Genomic DNA, 21,759 nt, shown 5'->3' with positions numbered 1-21,759 from the left:
CCCGCTCCCACTCTGTTTCCCCTATGAATCCGCGGACGGCTCCCGCTCGCGGATGCACTACGGCATCCCTGGCACGGACTTTGCTTGATGGTTCATGCGCGGGCCGCAAGGCCGGCGAGACAACTTGAGCAGCAACGGCAATGGCGCCCCGACCGCAAGGTCCAGGGCGCCTTTGCGTTTTCTGAAAACCGAATACCCAAGCCCGGGGATATCCCATGAACGTAGCGGCCTCATCCGATTCTCTGCAGACTCTCGTTGTCATCGGCAACGGCATGGTGGGCCACCATTGCGTCGAGCAACTCATCGCCCGCGGCGCGCTTGCGCGCTACCGCATCCACGTCTACGGCGAGGAAAGCCGCCGCGCCTACGATCGCGTGCACCTGTCCGAATACCTGAACGGGCGCGACGCGGAATCAATGGCGCTGGGCGACGCGGCGCTGTATGAACAGGAAGGCGTCACCTTGCACCTGGGCTCGCCCGTGCTGGAGATCGACCGCCGCCATCGCGAGATCGTGACCGCCAGCGGCCGCAGCGCCTACGACAAACTGATACTGGCCACGGGTTCCTACCCCTTCGTGCCGCCGATCGTGGGCGCGGAAGGCGCATCGCGCCTGGTGTACCGCACGCTCGACGACCTGGACCTGATCCGCGAGGCCGCCCACGGCGCGCGCCGCGGCGTGGTGGTAGGCGGCGGCCTGCTGGGGCTGGAAGCCGCCCACGCGCTGAAGTCGCTGAACCTGGAGGCGCACGTGGTCGAGTTTGCGCCGCGCCTGATGCCGGTGCAGCTGGACGAGCAAGGCGGCTCGGCGCTCAAGGCGCGCATCGAGGCGCTGGGCGTGGGCGTGCACCTGTCGCGCGCCACGCAGGACATCAAGCCCGGCACGCAATACCGCTACCGCATGCGCTTTGCCGAGGGCGCGCCGCTGGAAACCGACCTGATCGTGTTCTCGGCGGGCATCCGGCCGCAAGTAACGCTGGCGCGCAAAACCGGACTGACGCTGGCCGAACGCGGCGGCGTGGCCATCGACGACCACTGCCGCAGCAGCGACGAACACATCTACGCCATCGGCGAATGCGCGGCCTGGAATGGCAGCGTGTTCGGGCTGGTGGCACCCGGCTACCAGATGGCGCGCACGGTGGCGGCAGCGCTTTGCGACGACGCCGCGCAGGCGTTCAGCGGCGCCGACATGTCGACCAAGCTCAAGCTGCTGGGCGTGGACGTGGGCTCGATCGGCGACGCCCATGGCGCCACGCCCGGTTCGCGCAGCTACCGCTACATCGACGAAGCCGGCGCCGGCTACCGCCGCCTGGTGGTGTCGGCCGACGGCAAGCGCGTGCTGGGCGCGGTGCTGGTGGGCGACAACAGCTACTACGACACGCTGCTGCAATACGTGCAAAACGGCATCGCGCCGCCGGCGGACTCGGCCAGCCTGATCCTGCCGCAGGGCCAGGGCGCGCCGCTGCTGGGCGTGGACGCGCTGCCGGCCGGCGCCACCCTCTGTTCCTGCCACAACGTAAGCAAGGGCGCGGTATGCGCCGCGATCGACGGCGGCTGCGCGGACCTGGCCGCGGTCAAGGCCAGCACCAAGGCGGCCTCCGGCTGTGGCGGCTGCGCCAGCCTGCTCAAGCAGGTGGTCGAACACGAACTGGCCAGCCGCGGCGTGGCAGTCGACAAGAGCCTGTGCGAGCACTTCCCGCACACCCGCCAGGAGCTGTACGCCATCGTGCGCGTCAACGGCATCGAATCCTTCGAGGAACTCCTGGCCAGCCACGGGCGCGGCCAGCAGGGTTGCGACATCTGCAAGCCCGCCGTGGGCTCCATCCTGGCCTCGTGCTGGAACCGCCCGATCCAGGACCCGCAACTGGTGCCGCTGCAAGACACCAACGACACCTTCATGGCGAACATGCAGAAGAACGGCACCTACTCGGTGGTGCCGCGCATCCCCGCCGGCGAGATCACGCCCGACGGCCTGATCGCGATCGGCGCCGTGGCCAAGAAGTACCAGCTGTACACCAAGATCACGGGAGGCCAGCGCATCGACCTGTTCGGCGCGCAGCTACATGAGCTGCCGGACATCTGGGCGGAACTGATCGCCGCCGGCTTCGAGACCGGCCACGCCTACGGCAAGTCCACCCGCACGGTGAAGTCCTGCGTGGGCAGCACCTGGTGCCGCTACGGCGTGCAGGATAGCGTCAAGATGGCGCTGGACATCGAGCACCGCTACAAGGGCCTGCGTTCGCCCCACAAATTGAAATTCGCCGTATCCGGCTGCACCCGCGAATGCGCCGAGGCGCAAAGCAAGGACATCGGCGTCATCGCCACCGAGAACGGCTGGAACCTCTACGTCTGCGGCAACGGCGGCATGCGCCCGCGCCACGCGGAACTGTTCGCGACCGACCTGGACGACGCCGCCCTCATCCGCACCATAGACCGCCTGCTGATGTTCTACATCCGCACCGCCGACAAGCTGCAGCGCACCTCGGTCTGGCGCGAATCGCTGGAGGGCGGCCTGGACTACCTGAAGCAGGTGGTGCTGGAGGACAGCCTGGGCTTGTGCGCCGAGCTGGAAGCGCAGATGCAGCTGGTGGTGGACCGCTACGAATGCGAGTGGGCCAACGCGCTGAACGACCCGGAAAAGCTCAAGCGCTTCCGCACCTTCGTCAATGATCGCGGCGCCGATCCCGACATCCAGTTCGTGCAGGAACGCGGCCAGCCCCGGCCCGCTCCCGCGCGCGTCATCCCCATCGCCGAGGAGATTGCCTGATGGACGCCCTGATCCGCGAACCCCAAGACTGGCTACCGGTGTGCCGCCGCCAGGACCTGGTGCCCAACTCCGGCGTGGTGGCGCTGGTGGATGGCGCCCAGATCGCCCTCTTCTACGTGCCGCAGCCCGCGGGCGGCGGCGTCTACGCCCTGGAAAACCGCGACCCCCGATCCGGCGCCAACGTCATCGGCCGCGGCCTCGTCGGCCACGTCGGCGGCGAACTCGTGGTGGCCTCGCCGCTCTACAAGCAACACTTCCGGCTGGAGGACGGCGTGTGCGTGCAGTACCCGGAACAGCGCCTGCGGACCTGGCAGGCGCGCTTGAACGGCGATGCGGTGGAGATCGCCTGAGGCGCGCCGCCTCCGGCTTAGCCCAGCCCGATGCGGCTGGCGCCTTGCCGGAACAAAGCCTCGGCGTCGCCGGTCAGGCGGAATGCCGCCAGGAAATCGTCCACGCGATACGAAGGATGCGTCTTGCGGATCGCGGCCAGCAGGCCGGACGTTTCATCGCCCTTGCCGGCTATCGCAAGACAGCAGGCCGCGATCGCCAGGATGTGCACATGGGCATTGGGACGCGCCGCGGCCTTCAGGGCCCAGTCGGCGGCCTCCTCGAACCGGCCCAGGCGGACCAGCGCCAGCGCGCGCACGGCCAGCATGCCGAACAGCAGCGGGTCGTAGGGGCTCAGGTCGCGCGAATGGTCGGACGAGCCTATCGCGGCTTCGGCGTCGCCGGATTGGCAGTTGACGAAGCCCAGGGTGTAGTGCGCCAGGGCGAAGTTCGGGCTCAGGTCCACGGCGCGCCTCAACTCCGCCAGCGACTGGTCCTGGCCGCCGCGCAGCCATAGCGCCCGGCCCATGGCCCAGTGCGCCGCCGGGTCGCGGTCATCGGCGATCAGGCCCTGCCCGGCGGCTTCGAAGGCCAGGTCGATGGCCGGTGCCGGCTCGCCCCAACGCTGGAACGCGTCCTGCCAATGGGTGAACGACAGGCCGGCGTAGGCGCGTGAAAACGTCGGATCGAGGCGCAAGGCCATCTCGAAGAAATGCCGCGCCTGCGCGTTGTCGGCCCGGTTGAAGCGGTACATGTGCCACAGGCCGCGATGATGCGCCTGCCAGGCGTCCAGGGAGTTCGGCGGCCTCAGAATGGCCCGGTTGCGCTCGGCGGATTCGATCTCGATGTCCACGGCGGCCACGATCCGGTTGCCGATCTCGTCCAGGGCCAGGAATGCGTCATCCAGCTCGCGGTCGAAGACGTCCGCCCACACGATGCGGGCGGTTCGCGATTCCACGAGTTCCACGGCCACGCTTATGCGCTTTTCGCGCCGTTGCAGCGCACCGCTGACGACATAGTCCACATTGAGCGTACGGCCAGCCTCGTCCGGCCCCACATTGCGCTGGTCCAGCGCAAAAACCGTGCCTTGGGCGATGACGAACAGACTGCGCAGCTTGGCCAGCCGGGTGATGATGTCATAGGCCAGGCCGTCCGCCAGCCCTCCCCGCACGCCGGCCTGCGCCGAGCGGTCCACGAACGGCATCACCGCGATCGAAGCGCGGCCCGCGCGGTCGCCGGCGTCCGCGACCGGGCTCTCGGCTTCCTCCCTCCGGGCCGCGTCCGGCCGTGGCGTCTGGCTGGCTCGCCCCCTGAGTTCCCGCCATGCGTCGCGCAGGGGCCGCCCGTCCAGGCCATCCGCTTCGAAGGCCCGCATGGCCGCGGCCAGATGCTCCTCGCCTTCACGCCACTGGCCGCGCTGCGCCAGCAGTTCCAGCAGCAGCTCGTGGGCGCGCCGGTCGAACGGGGCAAGCTGCAGCCACTTATCCAGGCAGGCGAAGACCTCGCCGGACCCTGCGGGCAGACCGGCCGCCAGATGCTCCAGGACTGCCGCATGGCAGGCCCTCAAGCGCCGGCGCTGCGCGGTCAGCCAGTTGTTGAAAAAGGGATTGCGATCGATCCCCAACCCTTCGAGAAAATCGCCCGCAAACAGACCGGCCAGCGCGCGCAGCCGCTCGCTGTCCAGCCGGACGATGCCCTGCTGCATCGCGCTGCCGATCTCGATGGCGTCCACCTGGCAGTCGGCCAGGTCCAGCCTCACCGTGTCCTGCGCCGTCTCGACCCGGCGGCGGCCCGGATCGTCCAGCAGGGTTCTGGCCTTGCTGAGACACCAGCGCAGCTCGCCGCGCGGATCGTTCGGCACGTCCCATAACAACTCGCAGAGATGCGCGCGCTGCACGGGATGCGGAGCCAGCGCGAGGTAGGCGATGAGCGCGCGCAGCTTGCGCGATGGCGGCAGCGCCACGGCTGCGCCCCCCCGGCTGATCGCCATGGCTCCGAGCAGCCGCAACTGGAGAACCGCGCCGGGGACGGAACCACCCGGCGGATCGCGGTCCGCCGAACCCTCGGCCGATTCCACGCCGGCTACCACGCCCGCCTCCATGGCCGGCTCTTAACTTGGATCTCGGGAAGCACGGTGCGCGCAAGCCTGCGCGGCGCCGGTTGCGATTCCCCGGCAGGCTGGCTTCGCCCGCTGCCGCATACACAGCGCTTTAACGGAGACAGACCATGTCCATTTCCTCCCTCGCCACCAGCCCCGTGCGCGACACCGCGCAGCCCGACCTGGCCGCCTTGAAGACACGCCAGCAGGGCACCTGGGCTTCCGGGGACTATGCCGTTGTCGGCACCACGTTGCAGATCGTAGGAGAACAGCTGTGCGAATCGCTGGACGTCCGCGCCGGACAGAAGGTGCTCGATGTGGCCGCCGGCAACGGCAATGCCTCGCTGGCCGCCGCACGCCGCTGGTGCGATGTCGTCTCGACCGACTACGTGCCGGCGCTGCTGGGACGCGCCCGCGAACGCGCCGCCGCCGAACACTTGCAGATCGAGTTCCAGGAGGCCGATGCCGAAGCCCTGCCCTTCCCGGATGGGAGATTCGACGCGGTGGTCTCGACCTTCGGCGTGATGTTCACCCCCGACCAGGACCAGGCGGCAGCCGAAATGGTCCGCGTGTGCCGCTCCGGCGGCAAGATCGGCCTGGCCAATTGGACGCCTGACGGCTTCATCGGCCAGGTCTTCAAGACCATCGGCAAGCATCTGCCGCCGCCCGCCGGGATCAAATCGCCCGCGCTGTGGGGCACCCGAGCGCGGATCGATGAAATGTTCGGCCCGCATGCGTCCTCGATCCAGGCCGAACCCCGCCACTTCGTGTTCCGTTACCGCTCGCCGGAGCACTGGCTGCAGGTCTTCAAGACCTACTATGGTCCGCTGCTCAAGGCCTTTGGCGCGCTGGAACCTGCGGCGCAGTCCGCGCTGACCAACGATCTCATGGTGCAGATAGACCGGTACAACCGCTCTGGCGATAGCGCGATGGTCGTACCCAGCGAATACCTGGAGATCGTGGTGACCCGCCGGTGACCGGGTCTTGATGCCAGCCTTGGCGCGGTCCGGGCCATCCACGCGGACAGCGGACAGGAAATGATCCATGGCGCAACGCCTTCACGGTCACCCGACGATAGGCCCGGGTGACCGAGGTTGAGCAACCCTGCGATGAAGGAGGCAATGGCGTGCCGGCCATTGCCGGACGGGGTGCGAGCCCTTATCGGGAATCATACGCCCGCCGCGGCTCGCGCAGCGCTATAGCGCGGACGCCAGCACGTACTCCATATAGAGTTGCCGCAGCTCCCGGCATACCGGTCCCGGCCGTCCCGTGCCGACGGGCTGGCCGTCCAGCTCGATCACCGGCAGCACGAAGTGCAAGGCGGACGTCAACACCAGTTCCGTCGCCCGCCGGCACTCGTCCAGCGTGAACTTGCGCTCCTCCACGGCCACCCCGCGCTTGGCGGCCAGCGCCAGCACGGCGGCGCGGGTGCAGCCCGGCAGTATCTCGCGCGACAAGGGCCGCACCACGATCCGCCCCTGCGCGTCGACCAGCAGCGCGCTCGACGACGCTCCTTCCGTCACCACGCCGTCGGGGTCGACCATCAGCGCCTCGAACGCGCCCGAGGCCTGCGCGGCCTGCTTGGCCAGCACCTGGGCGATCAGCGACACGCTCTTGATGTCGCGCCGCTGCCAGCGCATGTCCGGCACGCTTGCCACTCGCACGCCAGATTCAGCCAGCGGATTCACCCGCAAGGACTTCTCGCTGACGTACATCATCACGGTGGGCTCGACCTCGACGGGAAAGGCGAAATCGCGCTTGCTGTCCGCGCCGCGCGTGACCTGCACATAGACAGAGCCTTCGCGCAGGCCGTTGCGCCGCACCAGTTCGCGGCAACGCTCCAGCAGCGTGTCGCGCGGCAGCGGATTGCGGATGCCGACCTCGGTCAGGCTGCGCGCCAGGCGGGCGGCATGCCGTTCGAACTCCAGCAACAGGCCGTCGATCACCGCAATCACTTCGTAGACGCCGTCGCCGAATAGAAACCCCCGGTCCAGCGCCGGGATGACGGCCTGTTCGGCCGGAACGAGATTGCCGTTGATATGAAAAATGGAGGACATGGAAGCTTATGAAGGTGAGAGAAATCAGTGGCTGATGATGCGGGACAGGAAAGCGCGCGAGCGCGCCGAGGCGGCGTTGCCGAAGAATGCCTCGGCACTGGCGTCGTCGACGATCTCTCCGGACTCCATGAACACGACGCGGTCGGCCACGCGGCGCGCGAATCCCATCTCGTGCGTGACGACCATCATGGTCATGCCGTCGCGCGCCAGCCCCGTCATCACATCCAGCACTTCGCCGATCATTTCCGGGTCGAGCGCCGAGGTCGGCTCGTCGAACAGCATCACCACCGGGTCCATGGCCAGCGCCCGCGCAATCGCGACCCGCTGCTGCTGGCCGCCCGAAAGCTGCCCCGGATGCTTGTCGCCATGCGCCGCCACGCCGACCCGTTCCAGCAGCGCGGCGGCCTTCTCCATCGCCTGCGCGCGGCTACGACCCAGCACGCTGACCTGTCCCAGGCAGACGTTCTCCCGCACCGTCAGATGGGGAAACAACTCGAAGTGCTGGAACACCATGCCGACGCGTGCGCGTAGCTTGGGCAGGTCCGTGCCCGGCGCACCGACGTCGGTGCCGTCGACCACGATGCGGCCCGCATCGAACGGTTCCAGCCGGTTCACGCATTTGATCAGCGTCGACTTGCCCGACCCGGACGGCCCGCAGACCACCACCACTTCGCCGCGCTGCACGCGCAGCGAGCACTGCTTGAGTACCGGCAAGTCGCCGTAGCGCTTGCCGACCTGTTGAATTTCGATCATGAATGTAGACTCCGAATGGAAACGCCCGGGCGCTCAGGCGCCGATCCGGGCGCGCAGCGCCCGCACGCCGCGCGAGGCGGTGAACGAGATCACGAAGAACACCAGCGCCACCAGCATGTACATCTCGACCAGCCGGTTGTCGCGCTGCGCGATCTTGGTCGCCGCCCCCAGGAAATCCGTGAGCGACAGGACATAGACCAGCGCGGTTTCCTGGAAGATGACGATCACCTGGGTCAGCAGCACCGGCAGCATGTTGCGAAACGCCTGCGGCAGGATCACCTTGCGCAGCACCTGGCCGTGTCGCAGGCCCAGGGCGCTGCCCGCGGCATACTGGCCGGGCCCGACGCTGCCTACCCCTGCCCGGATGATTTCCGAGAAGTACGCGGCCTCGAACAGAATGAAGGTAATGAAGGCCGACCCCATGGCGCCCAGCACGATGGGCCGCTCGGATCCCGTGATCGCTTGCAAGGCATAGGGCAGGATGAAATAGATCAGGAAGATCACCAGCACCAGCGGCAAGGAGCGGAACAGGTTCACGTATACCGTCGCAGGCCACGCCGCCAGGCGTCCGCCGTAAAGCCGGGCAACGGCCAGCAAGGTGCCCAGCAGCACGCCGCCCACGGTCGACGTCAAGGTCAGCAGCAGGGTGAAGCGCAAGCCGGACAGGATCAGGTACGGCAAGGCGTCAATAATCGATTGCAGATCGAAATCGGTCATGCCCGGCTCCCTTTCGCCATGCGCCCGCCAGCGGCCCGGCCCGGAATCCGCAGCTTGTATTCCAGCGCGCGCATCACCACGATGACGATGAGATTGAGCGCCAGGTAGGCCATGGTGGCGGTCAGAAAAGCCTCGAATACCTGGAACGAGAATTCCTGCATCGCATGGGCCTGGGCAGTCAGCTCCGCCAGCCCGATGGTCAGCGCCACCGAGGTGTTCTTGATGGTGTTCAGGCAGTCAGACGTCATGGTCGGCAGGACCGTGCGCAATGCGTTGGGCAAGAGCACGTGCCGGTACAGCTGCGGCAAGGTCAGGCCCAGCGCCAGGCCCGCGTTGCGTTGGCCCTGCGGCAAGGCCTCGATCCCGGCGCGCAGCTGTTCCACGATGCGCGCCGACATGTACATGCCGATAGCCAGCGCCGCCGTATAGAAGGACGCGTCGGGCAATTGCTTGATCCAGTCGCCGGCCGCCGTCGGCAGCAGCTCCGGCAAGACGAAGTACCACAGGAACATCTGCACGATCAGCGGGATGTTCCTGAACACTTCCACATAAACGGCTGCCGCCGCGCGCACCCCGCGGGACGGCAGCGTGCGCGCCACGCCGACCGCCAGACCCAGCACCAGCGCGATCAGCCACGCCAGCGCCGCCGTTTTCACGGTCACGCTCAGCCCGTCCAGCAGGGTTTGCAGATACGTCTGCCCGCCGTCGGGCGACGGGGCGAACAACACGCCCCAGTTCCATTGATATGCCATGCTTTTCTCGATGATCTGGCCGCGCGCGGTCCCGGCCCCTCGCCGGGGCCGCGCATCGGCGTATTGCGGCTAAGCCTGGGCCTAGCGGTAGGCGGCGGGATCGCCCGAATCGGTGGGCGTGGCGACCACGCGCTTGAGCGCCTCGCTCATGGCCACGTTCAGGTTGATGCCCTTGGGCGGCAGCGGGCTGCGGTACCAGCGGTCGTACAGCGCCTGGAACTCGCCGCTGGCGTAGAGGGCCTTGATGGCGTCATCCACCAGCGCCTTGAACTGCGGATCGTCGCGGCGCAGCATGATGGCGTAGGGTTCGATCGACAGGGACGCGTCGGAGACCTCGTAGCGGTCGGGCTGCTTGGCGTTGGCGATCAGGCCATACAGCAGGATGTCGTCCATGACGAAGGCGGCGGCGCGGCCGGTCTCCACCATCAGGAAGCCTTCGGCATGCTCCTTCACGGGCACGATGCGCATGCCCAGTCCACGCGTTTCGTTCAACTCATTGATCTGGCGGATGTTCGCGGTGCCGGAAGTCGAGGCCACGACCTTGCCCTTCAGGTCGTCGACGGTGCGCAACTTGGAAGACTTCTGGCTGAGAAACCGATTGCCGGTCACGAAGGTGGTGACCGAGAACGCCACCTGCTGCTGGCGGTCCAGGGTATTGGAGGTCGAGGCGCATTCCAGGTCGATGGTGCCGTTGCCCATCAGGGGAATGCGCGTCGCGGAGGTGACCGGCAGGTACTTCACCTGGATGTCGCTGCGCTTGAGCCGGGTCTGCACCGCGCGGACGATGCGCTCGCAGATGTCGATCGAGTAGCCCACGGGCTTCTGGTTGCCGTCATAGTAGGAAAACGGGATCGAGGTCTCGCGATGGCCGATGGTGATGGTGCCAGTGTCGGCGACCTTCTTCAGCGTGCCGTCCAGTTGCTGGGCCGAGGCGGCGCCCGCCATAAAGATCGCCAACGCCGCGACCGATGCCTTGATGCAAAGTGCCATGCTTTTCTCCTTGGGGTTTATGTCAGCGCTTGGTATAGAGGTTGAATACGCGTTCCACGGGCTCCTGGGCCGGCCCCTGGCGACGGGCATACATGCAGATCTGCATCGGGATCGCGCAGCGGCGGTCCTTGATCGCGACGATCTCCCCGGCGTCCACCGACACCCGGGCGCTGGATTCGGGCAGCCATGCCAGCCCGACGCCGGCGCTGACCAGCGTGCGCGCGCCATCCACGAAATCGGTTTCGCAAACGCGTCGCAGGACGGGGCGCTGCAGCAGGTCGCCGCAAGACAGGTCGACCAGCCGCCTGAAGTAGGCGCCCTGGGCATGCGACACATAGGGATAGCGCGCCGGGGAATCCACGGCGTACAGCGCGGTCTCGTCCACCGGCATGGCGGCGGGGCGGAACAGGCGCAGGAAGTCCGGCTCCATGCCGGTCCGCATATAGGCTTGCGGATCCAGTTGTATGTCTTCGGCGGCGTGGCGGAAGCACACCAGCAGGTCGACCACGCCGGCGGCCAACCACTCGACCGAGTCGTGCACATTGCCCACATGCAGCCGCAGCGACTCGACTCCACTCTCGTCCTTCCAACGGACGCACCAACCCGGAAAGTGCGAGGTCGCCAGGCAATGCGGCATCGCCACCCTCAGGACTGCGCCGTCATGGCCGGTGACGCCGGCCTCGCCGCGCGCATCCACCACCTTGCGCACGATCTCGGCGGCATTGGATCGGAATTGCTCGCCCGCCGCGGTCAGACGCAAGGGGAAACAGCCCCGGTCGATCAGCGCGGCGCCAGCCCAGGTTTCCAGGGACTGGATGCGCCGGCTGAACGCCGATTGCGAGACATGCCGCAATTCGGCGGCCGTGGTGAACTGCCCGCATTCCGCCAGGGTCAGAAAATCCTGGAACCAACGTAGATCCATAACAACCGCCGCGCCGTCAGATTGAATGCGAGGCAGTATAGGGACCGCGTCCGGGGGCCTTATGCATAGTTTGCATAACGCCCCCGCAGTCAGGGTTACTCCGGACCCGCCCGTCTACGGCAGGTTTTCGCGGAAGATCACCTGGCTGCGCGCCAGTTCCACCCCGTTCATCGGACTGCGCTTGTCGCGCAGGTTGCAGAAGATGCGCACGCAGCTCATCAGCGCTTCCATCGGGCTTTGCGTGATGACCGCGTCCATGGTGCCGTCTATCAGCAGCGCGCGGGTGTCGGGCGTGAGGCCGTGACCGATGAAGACAACGCGGTGCTGCAAGCCGGCTTCCTTCAACGCGCGCGCCACGCCGTCGGATGCGCCGCCGATGTTGTAGATGCCGGCAAGCTGCGGGTACTGCTCCAGCAACTGGCGGGCCTGCTCGTAGTTGCGCTGCGCATCGTCATAGCCCTCGCGCAGATCCACCACCTGCATGGCCTGGAACTGTTCGGCGTACAGCTGCAGGAAGCCGCCTTCGCGCTCTTCATGGGCGCGGTAGTGACGCGATCCGGCGATTAGCGCCACATGCGCCGCGCGCGAGCCGATGAAACGGGCAATCAGGTAGCCCGCGGTGCGTCCGGCCGCGCGGTTGTCCAGGCCCACGTAGGCCACGCGGGCGCTGTTGGCCAGGTCGGAAATCAGCGTCACCGCCGGCACGCCCTGCTGCGCCAGCAGGTTGACGGCCTCGCGCACGGCGGGATGCTCCAGCGCCATGAACGCGATGCCGTCGGCGCGCTTGCCGTGCCTGGCCAGCGCCTGCGCGAGCGCGTCGGGATTGAAGCTTTCCACATACTCGACCTGGCACTTGGCGTTGAGCGGCGCGAAGTGCTCCTGGGCGTAGCTGACGGTGTCGCCCAGCATGCGCAGGTAGCGGTTGCTGCCGCGCGGCAGCAGGAACACCAGCCGCAGGGGCTCGGGCGCGGCGGCCGCAAGCACCTCCTGTTCCGGCAGATAGTCCAGTTCGATGGCCGCCTTGAAGACTTTCTGGGCGGTGCTGGCGCGCACGCCGGGCCGGCGATTCAGGACCCGGTCGGCCGTGGCGGTGGACACTCCGGCGCGCTCCGCCACATCGGCCAGGCGCGCCAGCTTGCGTTCGGGAGGCGTTCGATTCACATCAAAATCCATCATTAATCAGGTTTGACGATGATAGCGTTGATTCACTATTGTCCATTCTGCCGCATGGTACTGGCGCTGTTGTGGCACATCAAAAAACATCATAACCAGAATTATGGAGACAACCATGAAGCTGCTGACACGCCGCAGTGCCCTACGCCGCCTTTGCGCGGTTCCCGCCGTCGCCCTGAGCTCGGGCTTCCCGCTGATCGCCCGCGCGGCCGACTACACGCTCAAGTACGGCAACAACCTGCCGGTCACGCACCCGCTGAATATCCGCGCCCAGGAAGCCGCCGAACGCATCCTCAAGGAAAGCAACGGCCGCGTGGACATCAAGATCTTCCCGAACAACCAGTTGGGCGGCGACACCGACATGCTGGCCCAGGTGCGCTCGGGCGGCATCGATTTCTTCACCCCGTCCGCCCTGGTCATCGCCACCCTGGTGCCGGTCGCGGCCATCAACGCCGTGGGCTTCGCCTTCAAGGACTACAACCAGGTCTGGAGCGCCATGGACGGCGCGCTCGGCGCCCACGTGCGCGCCGCCATCGCGCAGCGCCGCCTCTACGCCTTCGAGAAAATGTGGGACAACGGCTTTCGCCAGACCACCAGCAGCAAGGCGCCGGTCAAGTCCGCCGCCGACATGGACGGCCTGAAGATCCGCGTGCCGGTCAGCTCGCTGCCGATCTCCATGTTCAAGGGCCTGGGCGCCGCGCCCGCCAGCCTGCAGTTCAGCGAGGTGTATTCCTCGCTGCAGACCAAGGTGGTGGACGCCCAGGAAAATCCCCTGCCCATCATTCAGGTGGCCAAGCTGTACGAAGTGCAGAAGTACTGCTCGCTCACCAACCACATCTGGGATGGCTACTGGTTCATCGCCAACGGCCGCATGTGGGAAGGCCTGCCGCAGGACCTGAAGGCCATCGTGGCGCGCGGCATCAACGAGGCCGGTCTGGCCCAGCGCGAAGACATCAAGAAGCTCAATGCCTCGGTGCAATCGGATCTGGAAGGCAAGGGTCTGCTGTTCAACCAGCCGTCGGCCGACAGCTTCCGCGAACAATTGCGCACCGCCGGCTTCTACAAGGAATGGCAGGGCCGCTTCGGCAACGAGGCCTGGACCCTGCTGGAGCAGGCCGTCGGCAAGCTGGTCTGAGGACGCGCCATGTCCTCCTTGTCCGCTCCCCATCCCGCACCGCAAGCGCTGCCGGCCCATCCCCTGCGCCGTGCCGCCGGGGCCTTCGACGCGCTGCTGGGCAGCGTGGTCGAACACGTGGCGGCGGCCCTCGTGCTGGTCGAGATCGCCGTGCTGTTCGCGGGCGTGGTGGCGCGCTACGCCTTCCACAGCCCGCTGGTCTGGTCCGACGAACTCGCCTCCATCCTGTTCCTGTGGCTGTCAATGCTGGGCGCGGTGGTCGCCCTGCGGCGCGGCGAGCACATGCGGATGACAGCCTTGGTTAACAACGTCAGCCCGGCGCGCCGCGCCCAGCTGGAAACGCTGGCGCTGGCCGCGTCGCTGGCCTTCCTGGCGCTGATCCTGGCGCCCGCCGTGGAATACGCGCATGAAGAACACTTCATCGTCACGCCCGCGCTGGAACTGAGCAACGCCTGGCGCGCCGCCGCGATTCCGGTGGGCATGGGGCTGATGGCGGTGGTAGCCCTGCTGCGGCTCCTGCGCACGCAGACCGCTCCGCAGATGCTGGCGGCGCTGGCCGGGGCGGCCGCGGTGGTCGCGCTGTTCTGGCTAGCGCAGCCGCTGTTTTCCACATTGGGCAAGCTGAACCTGCTGATCTTCTTCGTGGGCATCGTGGCCGCCACGGTGTTCTCGGGCGTGCCGATTGCGTTCTCGTTCGCCCTGGCCACATTCTCCTACCTGGCCTTGACCACCAACACCCCGATGGTGGTAATGGTCGGCCGGCTGGACGAAGGCATGTCGCACCTGATGCTGCTGGCGGTGCCGCTCTTCATCTTCCTGGGCTCGCTGATCGAGATGACCGGCATGGCGCGCGCCATGATCCAGTTCCTGGCCAGCCTGCTGGGACACGTGCGCGGCGGGCTGTCCTATGTGCTGATCGGCGCCATGTACCTGGTGTCCGGCATCTCGGGGTCCAAGATCGCCGACATGGCGGCCATTGCGCCCGTGCTGTTCCCGGAAATGCAGAAGCGCGGCGCCAAGCCGGGCGATCTGGTGGCCTTGCTATCGGCCACTGGCGCGCAGACCGAGACCATTCCGCCGTCCATCGTGCTCATCACCATCGGCTCGGTCACGGGCGTGTCCATCGCCGCGCTCTTCACGGGCGGGCTGCTGCCGGCCGTGGTGCTGGGCCTGGCGCTGTGCTCGGTGGTGTGGTGGCGCTACCGCAAGGAAGACCTGAGCCTGGCGCAGCGCTTCAGCGCCCGCGAAATCGGCCGCTTCTTCGTCATCGCCCTGCCCGCCGTGGCCCTGCCCTTCGTGATCCGCGCCGCGGTGGTCGAAGGCGTGGCCACCGCCACCGAAGTCTCGACCATCGGCATCGTGTATTCGGCCGTGGTCGGCCTGCTGATCTACCGGCGCTTCGACTGGGCCCGGCTCAAGCCCATGCTGATCGAGACCGCCTCGCTGTCGGGCGCCATCATGCTGATCGTGGGCTGCGCCACCGCCATGGCCTGGGCGCTGACGCAGTCCGGCTTCTCGGGCGACCTGGCCAAGCTGATGGCCGGCATGCCCGGCGGCAGCTACGGTTTCTTGGCCGTGTCCATCGTCGCCTTCATCATCCTGGGCAGCGTGCTGGAAGGCATACCCGCCATCGTGCTGTTCGGCCCGCTGCTGTTCCCGATCGCGGCGCAGGCCGGCGTGCACGAGGTGCACTACGCCATGGTGGTGATCTTCGCCATGGGCATAGGCCTGTTCGCGCCGCCCTTCGGCGTGGGCTACTACGGCGCCTGCGCCATCAGCCGCGTCGATCCCAACGAAGGCATCGGCCCGATCTGGGGCTACATCGCCGCGCTGCTGGTGGGCCTGGTCATCGTCGCCGCCTTCCCCTGGTTCTCCATCGGTTTCCTGTGAGGCCTGCGGCCCGGGTCCGGGCCGCGTCCTCCCGACATCCTCAAACCTCTTCCCGCAAAGAATCCATCATGAGTCGTTTCCTGGGCGAAATCCGCCAACTCGGTTATGTGGTGCACGACATCGAAGCCGCCATGGACTACTGGAGCGCCACGCTGGGCGTCGGCCCCTGGTACTACAACCCGCGCGTGCCCATCGTGAACTATCAATACGACGGCGCTAGCCACCAACCGCACAACTCGGTGGCGCTGGCCAACTCCGGCTTCGTGCAGGTCGAGCTGATCCAGACCCGCAACGACGTGCCCTCCATGTACCGCGACTTCCTGCAGGCCGGCCGCACCGGGCTGCAGCACGTGGCCTACTGGACCGAAAGCTACGACGCCGACCTGGAGCGCCTGCTGGCCCAGGGCTTCAAGCCCAAGATGAGCGGCGAAGTCGGCGAGAAAGGCCGCTTCATCTACTTCGACACCGAGTACCACCCCGGCACCGTGATCGAGCTGTCCGAAGTCGCCGGCCCCAAGGGCCGCCTGTTCGACCTGATCCGCGACAGCGCCCGCGACTGGGACGGCAAGGATCCCGTGCGCCCCTTCCCCGACCTGAACCGGATCTGACCTTTTTCTGCCACCGCCGCCATGAATTCCCAATCGTTTACCGCCACCTACCTGATCGAAACCCCGCTGGACCCCGCAAAGGTCGCGGAGGTCATGGCCGGCGAGCAATCCTGCGGCACCTTCACGCGGGTGCAGGGCGAAACCGACGAGCTTCGCGCCCGCGCCCGCGCGCGCATCGAATCGATCGAAACGCTGGAATCCGCTGCCGCGCCCAGCCTGCCCAACGCCTGGCTGGCGCGGCAGCCCGGCGGCATGCCGGGCCTCTGCCGGCGCGCCCGGGTGCGCATCGCCTTTCCCGTCGCCAACGTCGGCGCCAACCTGCCTACGCTGGCCGCCACCGTAGGCGGCAATCTGTACGATCTGGGCGAAGTCACCGGGCTGCGCCTGGAAAGCATGGAACTGCCGGCCAATTACCGCGCCCAGTTCGACATGCCGCGCGTGGGCATCGCCGGCACGCGGCAACTGACTGGCGTGGCGCACGGTCCGCTCGTAGGCACCATCATCAAGCCCAACGTCGGCCTGTCGCCCGAACAGACCGCGCATCTGGCAGCGCAGCTGTGCGCCGCGGGCGTGGACTTCATCAAGGACGACGAAGTCTGCGCCAACCCCGCCCACGCGCCGCTGGCGCAGCGCGTCGCCGCCGTCATGGCGGTGGTGCGCGCGCACCGCGAACGTACCGGACGGCAGGTCATGGTGGCCTTCAACATCAGCGACGAGACCGACGCCATGCGCCGCCACGCCGACCTGATCGAACGCGAAGGCGGCACCTGCGTCATGGCCAGCCTGAACCATTGCGGCTACTCGGCCATCCAGACCCTGCGCCGCAGCACCCCGCTGGCGCTGCACGGCCACCGCAACGGCTACGGCGCGCTGTCGCGCCACCCCTTGCTGGGCCTGGGCTTCCAGGCCTACCAGACGCTGTGGCGGCTGGCCGGCGTGGACCATATGCACGTGCACGGCCTGCAGGGCAAATTTGCCCAGGAAGACGCCGAGGTGGTCGAATCCGCGCGCGACTGCCTGGCCTCGCTGACCCTGGGCATCGATGACCCCGTCATGCCGGCGTTTTCTTCCGGCCAATGGGCCGGCACGGTGCCCGCCACCTGGGCAGCGGTGCGCAGCGACGACCTGCTGTTCATGTCCGGCGGCGGCATCCTCGCCCACCCCGACGGCCCCGCCGCGGGCGTGCTCAGCATCCGCCAGGCCTGGCAGGCCATGCGCGACGGCGAGCGCCTGGAAGACTACGCGCGCAACGCGCCCGAACTGCGGCGCGCCATCGAATGCTTCGGCCACCGCGCATGAGCGCAACCGCGCACTCGGACACGCCGCCGGAAACGCGGCCGCGGCTGGGCTGGTACGGCGACGACTTCACCGGCGCCACCGACACGCTGGCGGAAACCGCCCGCGCCGGCCTGCGCAGCCTGCTGTTCCTGGGCGTACCGACGCGGGAACAGTTGCGCCGCGCCGGGCCGCTGGACGCCATCGGCATCGCTGGCGCGGCACGCGGCATGGCCCCGGCGGAAATGCAGGCCGAGCTGCGCGCCGTGGGCCGCTACATGGCGGGCGCGGGCATCCGCGTGCTGCACTACAAGTGCTGCTCCACCTTCGACAGCGCGCCGCAAGTGGGCAGCATCGGCGCCGCCGTGCTTGAACTGCGCCGCCATATGCCCAACCCCCTGGTGCCCATCGTCGGCGGACAGCCCAGCATCGGCCGCTATTGCAGCTTCGCCCAATTGTTCGCGCGCGCGGGTGCCGCGCCCGAGATCCACCGCATCGACCGCCATCCGGTCATGCGTGCGCATCCCGTCACCCCGATGCACGAGGCCGACCTGCGCCTGCATCTGGCGGCCCAAGGCCTGCCGGACATCCGCTCCTTGCCGCACACGGCCTACCCGCGCCTGCGCCGGGCAGCCGACGCGCCGCTGCTGGACGACTGGATAGACCAGGTCATCGAGACCACCGACGGGCCGCTGCTGCTGGACCTGGTCGACGAGGAACAACTGGCCGTCATCGGCCGCCTGATCTGGCGCGCGGCGTCCTGCCTGCCCTTGCTGGCCGTGGGTCCCAGCAGCGTGCAGCAAGCGCTGGCCCGCGCCGCCCCGGCAGGCGGCGCAAACGCCACGGCCGCGCCGCTGCAGGCCGCCAGCGGCCCCGTGCTGGTGGTGGCCGGCAGCCTGTCTCCCGTCACCGCCAGACAGATCGACGCTTGCCGCCAGTACCAGCGCCAGCCGCTGCAAGCGGAACGGCTGCAGCGGGATCCGGCCTATGCGGCGGAACAGGTCCGGCAAGCCGCGGCCATGCTGGCCCAGGGACGTAACGTACTGGCGCACACAGACCGGCCGGCACAGGCGCTCAGCGCCCACCAGACCGCCGCCACCGCCCGCGCCACCGGCCAACTGGTGGCGGACATCGTGCGCGCCAGCGCGCAAGCCGGCACGCGCCTGTCGCGCATCGGCATTGCCGGCGGCGACACCTCCAGCCAGGCCACCCTGGCCCTGGGCCTGTGGGGCCTGGCGTTCCGCTGCGTGCTGGCGCCCGGCGTGACGGTCAGCCTGACGCGCAGCGACGACCCAGTGACCGACGGCATCGAACTGATGCTCAAGGGCGGGCAGATGGGCGGCGATCTGCTGTTCGACGAGCTAGCGCTGGGGCAGGACTAGGGCGGAACGCGCCCGGGTTATGCTGCGCCCTTGCGCCCGGCCGTCAGGCGGCGCTTACCCAGGAGACTTGCCGACATGAACTGGCCGCTGCGCGCTTCGACAATCGCCGCGATCACGCTGTGCGCATCCACCACCGTCTTGGCCGCCGCGCCGGCCGATCGGGCCGAATGGACCAGCGGCGTCATGCGCAAGCTGCATCGCGACCTGTCGATGCCCAAGGAAGCGCAAGGTCTGGATGGCTCGCTGAGCCTGCGCCTGCGGCTGACGGTGATGCGGGACGGCAGGATCGCTGCGGTGGAACTGGCCAGGTCCTCGGGTCATGTCGCCGTGGACATAGCGGTCACCCGCATGATCCAACGCGCCAGTCCGCTGCCGGCCTTTTCCGCCGACATGCCGGCCGACAAGGAAATCTTGATGGTGCCGGTGCGCTTCGAGATCGAAGACCAGCCCTCGCGGCCCACACGCAATGTGCAGCTCCGCTACGCCGACCCGGCGCGCGGCTTCGGCGTGACCGTGCCCGCCCCCTACGAGATCGCGCGGGTCGGCAAGTCCGAGGAATTCGACGTGCTGGTGCAGATCGCCAGCACCGCCAGTACTCCGCAAGCAGCGGGTGCGGCGGGCTATCTGTGCGGGGTCGGCTTCAGCACACCGCGCAAGGCGCTGAAGACCCACCCCGGCGCCGAAGCCCCGCTCTCGGCCGCTTCCCGGCTGGCGGCCGCCGTAGCCATTCTGGCCGCGCAAAACGAGTCGCCCGGACAGCGGAGCGGCTTTGAATTGCAGGGCGTCAAGGGCATCGACTACCTCGCCCCGGCCGGCAGTAGAGCGGATGGCGTGCCCCTGCTGGAGTACAACGCGTTGCTGGACAGCCCCACGCTGCGTGTCGCCATGCGCTGCACCACGACGAGCCGCGACATGCCAGGCGCCCTGTCCGCATTCCGCCAGATACGGGACGGAATCAGCCTGGGCAAGCAATAGGGCGGGCTCCCCGCCCCGCCCTGGCCGAGAGACTCCCGCAGCGCACGGCGGCGGGAATCGAAACCCGACGCCTCGACTCAGTCCAGCATTTCAAAGAACGGCGCCATGCGCTCGCGCGACCTCAGGATGTGGTCGCGCATGGCGGCCTGCGCGCCGTCGGCGTCACGCGCCTCCAGCGCCTGCACGATGCGCGCGTGTTCAGTCACGGCTTCCTCGGTGACCCGCGAGTGGAAGCGCAGCCGGAACAGATGGGTATGCGCATACAGCCGCGCCAGCGCTTCGGCCAGCAGCTCGTTGCCGCTCTGCTGCGCAATCCAGGAATGGAACTGCGCGTCCAGCACGGCGAACTTGCCGTAGGCCACGCGCGCGTCGTCGGCGCTTGGGGCGCTCATCGCAGCAGACAGCGCGGCCAATTCCTGGCGCGCCGCGTCCGTCATGTGCTGCGCGGCCAGGCTCGCCCCGAACGGCTCCAGTTGCAGGCGCAGTTCATACATCTGCTCGAAGCGCCGGCGCGTGGGCATGGGCGCCGCACTGTATCCCACGTGGTGGGTCTTGACGACGAGGCCTTCCGTTTCAAGCCGGATCAGCGCAGCGCGTATTGGCGTCTGCGACACGCCCAATTCGCGCACCAGCGCATCGACCGCGATACGCATGCCGGGCGCGATCTTCAAGGAAATGAGCTGCGACAGCAACGTCTCATAGACCTCATCGCCCAAGGAGCGCACGCGCTCGCCCAGGCGCTGGCCGCTCGCCGGCGCGGTTGATGGCGCGGCTCCGGAACCGAGAGAGAGAGTCGTCATGGTTGTTTCACCCAGGTTTGCCAACAATGTGTTGACGTCCAATTTGTTACGAGGTTAGCATAAATCAGATCGTATTTCGGATCCGATCGGATTTAACAATTTAACGAGACTATGACGACAACGATAAAAACTGGGGAGGCAAGGCTGGCTTGCATGCGCGCGCTGGAACTGGCGGGGACCCCCACGAGCCACGCCGCGACGCAGACCAACCTGCTGCTTGAAGCCGAATTGCGAGGCCGGGCTTCCCACGGCCTGCTACGGCTTCCGCGCATCATCGAACGGATCCACAACGGCGTGGCCGACCCCAAAACCCGCGGCGCCGCCGTTTGGCGCTCCCCCGCCTTCCTGGACATGGATGGCGAACGAGGCCTGGGCCCGGTCATCGCGTTGGCGGCCCTTGACCAGATCTGCGACCGGGCCCGCGACACGGGTATCGCGATCGCGGCGGTCAGCAACAACAACCACATCGGCATGCTGGCGTTGTATGCGGAACAGGTGGCCCGTGCAGGCCAGATCCTGCTGGCCCTGTCGACCAGCGAAGCCCTGGTACATCCCTGGGGCGGCCGCCGCGCCCTGATCGGCACCAATCCCATCGCGATCGGCGTGCCTACCGAGGACGAACCCTTCGTGCTGGACATGGCCACCAGCCAGGTCGCCATGGGCAAAATCCACGACTACGCCAACCATGACCGGCCGCTGGACCCGGGATGGGCGCTGGACGGCGCGGGCAATCCCACCACGGACGCCACGGCCGCCAAGGCAGGCGCACTGGCGCCCTTTGGCGAAGCCAAGGGCTACGCGCTGGGGCTGGCGTTTGAACTGCTGGTGGCCAGCCTGACGACATCCGCGCTCGGCACGGCGGTCAAGGGCACGCTGGATTCCACCGAGGTTTGCAACAAGGGCGACGTCTTCATTGTGGTCGAGGCGGGGTCGGGCGCGGTCGCCGACCGCATCACCCGCTACCTGGATGAAATCCGCGCATGCCCCGCCCTGCAGCCTGAGCGGCCCGTCGCGGTACCGGGAGACCGGGCTCGCGCAGAACGCCGGCAACGCCTGGACACCGGCATCGAGCTGGCCGACGAGGTCTGGCACCGCATTCTCGATCTGGCGCAATGCGCCGCCTGAACGCACTACGACTTC

The 21,759-nt window shown here is 67.8% G+C and carries 19 protein-coding genes; 10 read left to right on the top strand and 9 right to left on the bottom strand.

The genetic code is table 11. The features are described from left to right. The first annotated feature begins 215 nt into the window (after positions 1 to 215). Positions 216 to 2,765: a nitrite reductase large subunit NirB gene (nirB, locus tag AC3WOB_RS24300; RefSeq protein WP_492276405.1), complete on the top strand. Its 2,550-nt coding sequence runs from the start codon at positions 216 to 218 to the stop codon at positions 2,763 to 2,765. Next, complete coding sequence (gene nirD / locus AC3WOB_RS24295; protein ID WP_013394490.1) at positions 2,765 to 3,115, top strand: nitrite reductase small subunit NirD; 351 nt, start codon at positions 2,765 to 2,767, stop codon at positions 3,113 to 3,115. Before nirB ends, nirD begins: the two co-directional genes overlap by 1 nt. A gap of 17 nt (positions 3,116 to 3,132) precedes the next feature. Here nirD and AC3WOB_RS24290 read toward each other — a convergent pair whose 3' ends face one another. Then, positions 3,133 to 5,193, bottom strand: coding sequence for a transcriptional regulator (locus AC3WOB_RS24290; RefSeq protein WP_492276404.1), 2,061 nt, complete (start codon positions 5,191 to 5,193; stop codon positions 3,133 to 3,135). Between the two features lie 125 nt (positions 5,194 to 5,318). On the opposite strand from AC3WOB_RS24290, the gene AC3WOB_RS24285 reads away from it, so the two are divergent. Beyond that, positions 5,319 to 6,167: a class I SAM-dependent methyltransferase gene (locus AC3WOB_RS24285; protein ID WP_207464267.1), complete on the top strand. Its 849-nt coding sequence runs from the start codon at positions 5,319 to 5,321 to the stop codon at positions 6,165 to 6,167. A 219-nt stretch (positions 6,168 to 6,386) separates the two neighbouring features. Here AC3WOB_RS24285 and AC3WOB_RS24280 read toward each other — a convergent pair whose 3' ends face one another. The 7 genes from AC3WOB_RS24280 to AC3WOB_RS24250 form a co-directional block, all read right to left on the bottom strand. Beyond that, the gene (locus AC3WOB_RS24280) at positions 6,387 to 7,247 is read right to left on the bottom strand and encodes a D-amino acid aminotransferase (RefSeq protein WP_492276403.1); all 861 of its coding nucleotides are present in this window, start codon (positions 7,245 to 7,247) and stop codon (positions 6,387 to 6,389) included. A gap of 24 nt (positions 7,248 to 7,271) precedes the next feature. After that, positions 7,272 to 8,000: an amino acid ABC transporter ATP-binding protein gene (locus AC3WOB_RS24275; protein WP_013394494.1), complete on the bottom strand. Its 729-nt coding sequence runs from the start codon at positions 7,998 to 8,000 to the stop codon at positions 7,272 to 7,274. Between the two features lie 33 nt (positions 8,001 to 8,033). Continuing rightward, positions 8,034 to 8,717, bottom strand: coding sequence for an amino acid ABC transporter permease (locus tag AC3WOB_RS24270; RefSeq protein WP_013394495.1), 684 nt, complete (start codon positions 8,715 to 8,717; stop codon positions 8,034 to 8,036). After that, entirely contained in the window at positions 8,714 to 9,469 is a 756-nt protein-coding gene (locus tag AC3WOB_RS24265; protein WP_492276402.1) for an amino acid ABC transporter permease, read from the bottom strand. Before AC3WOB_RS24265 ends, AC3WOB_RS24270 begins: the two co-directional genes overlap by 4 nt. Positions 9,470 to 9,550: 81 nt before the next feature. Then, positions 9,551 to 10,459 (bottom strand): transporter substrate-binding domain-containing protein, encoded by a 909-nt coding sequence (locus AC3WOB_RS24260; protein ID WP_492276401.1) that lies wholly within the window; start codon positions 10,457 to 10,459, stop codon positions 9,551 to 9,553. A gap of 22 nt (positions 10,460 to 10,481) precedes the next feature. Continuing rightward, positions 10,482 to 11,381, bottom strand: coding sequence for a LysR family transcriptional regulator (locus tag AC3WOB_RS24255; RefSeq protein WP_492276400.1), 900 nt, complete (start codon positions 11,379 to 11,381; stop codon positions 10,482 to 10,484). Between the two features lie 114 nt (positions 11,382 to 11,495). Then, positions 11,496 to 12,557 (bottom strand): LacI family DNA-binding transcriptional regulator, encoded by a 1,062-nt coding sequence (locus tag AC3WOB_RS24250; protein ID WP_013394499.1) that lies wholly within the window; start codon positions 12,555 to 12,557, stop codon positions 11,496 to 11,498. Positions 12,558 to 12,669: 112 nt separating this feature from the next. Between AC3WOB_RS24250 and AC3WOB_RS24245 the strand changes: the two genes are divergently transcribed. The 6 genes from AC3WOB_RS24245 to AC3WOB_RS24220 all read left to right on the top strand — a co-directional run bounded on the left by AC3WOB_RS24245 (position 12,670) and on the right by AC3WOB_RS24220 (position 19,819). Then, a complete protein-coding gene (locus AC3WOB_RS24245) occupies positions 12,670 to 13,689 on the top strand; it encodes a TRAP transporter substrate-binding protein (RefSeq protein WP_013394500.1) in 1,020 nt (339 codons plus the stop codon). A 9-nt stretch (positions 13,690 to 13,698) separates the two neighbouring features. Then, positions 13,699 to 15,579, top strand: coding sequence for a TRAP transporter large permease (locus tag AC3WOB_RS24240; protein ID WP_013394501.1), 1,881 nt, complete (start codon positions 13,699 to 13,701; stop codon positions 15,577 to 15,579). A gap of 68 nt (positions 15,580 to 15,647) precedes the next feature. After that, positions 15,648 to 16,187 (top strand): VOC family protein, encoded by a 540-nt coding sequence (locus tag AC3WOB_RS24235; protein ID WP_013394502.1) that lies wholly within the window; start codon positions 15,648 to 15,650, stop codon positions 16,185 to 16,187. 21 nt (positions 16,188 to 16,208) lie between these two features. Further along, the gene (locus AC3WOB_RS24230; protein WP_492276399.1) at positions 16,209 to 17,486 is read left to right on the top strand and encodes a ribulose-bisphosphate carboxylase large subunit family protein; all 1,278 of its coding nucleotides are present in this window, start codon (positions 16,209 to 16,211) and stop codon (positions 17,484 to 17,486) included. Then, the gene (locus AC3WOB_RS24225) at positions 17,483 to 18,844 is read left to right on the top strand and encodes a four-carbon acid sugar kinase family protein (protein WP_492276398.1); all 1,362 of its coding nucleotides are present in this window, start codon (positions 17,483 to 17,485) and stop codon (positions 18,842 to 18,844) included. Before AC3WOB_RS24230 ends, AC3WOB_RS24225 begins: the two co-directional genes overlap by 4 nt. A gap of 75 nt (positions 18,845 to 18,919) precedes the next feature. Continuing rightward, positions 18,920 to 19,819 (top strand): TonB family protein, encoded by a 900-nt coding sequence (locus AC3WOB_RS24220; RefSeq protein WP_492276397.1) that lies wholly within the window; start codon positions 18,920 to 18,922, stop codon positions 19,817 to 19,819. A 77-nt stretch (positions 19,820 to 19,896) separates the two neighbouring features. Here AC3WOB_RS24220 and AC3WOB_RS24215 read toward each other — a convergent pair whose 3' ends face one another. After that, positions 19,897 to 20,619: a GntR family transcriptional regulator gene (locus AC3WOB_RS24215; RefSeq protein WP_492276396.1), complete on the bottom strand. Its 723-nt coding sequence runs from the start codon at positions 20,617 to 20,619 to the stop codon at positions 19,897 to 19,899. Between the two features lie 111 nt (positions 20,620 to 20,730). Between AC3WOB_RS24215 and AC3WOB_RS24210 the strand changes: the two genes are divergently transcribed. Beyond that, positions 20,731 to 21,744 (top strand): Ldh family oxidoreductase, encoded by a 1,014-nt coding sequence (locus AC3WOB_RS24210; protein ID WP_492276395.1) that lies wholly within the window; start codon positions 20,731 to 20,733, stop codon positions 21,742 to 21,744. Positions 21,745 to 21,759 lie beyond the last annotated feature (15 nt).

Source organism: Achromobacter sp. FW305-C-30-7, assembly GCF_058783105.1.
This window is presented reverse-complemented; position numbering and strand designations above follow the sequence as displayed.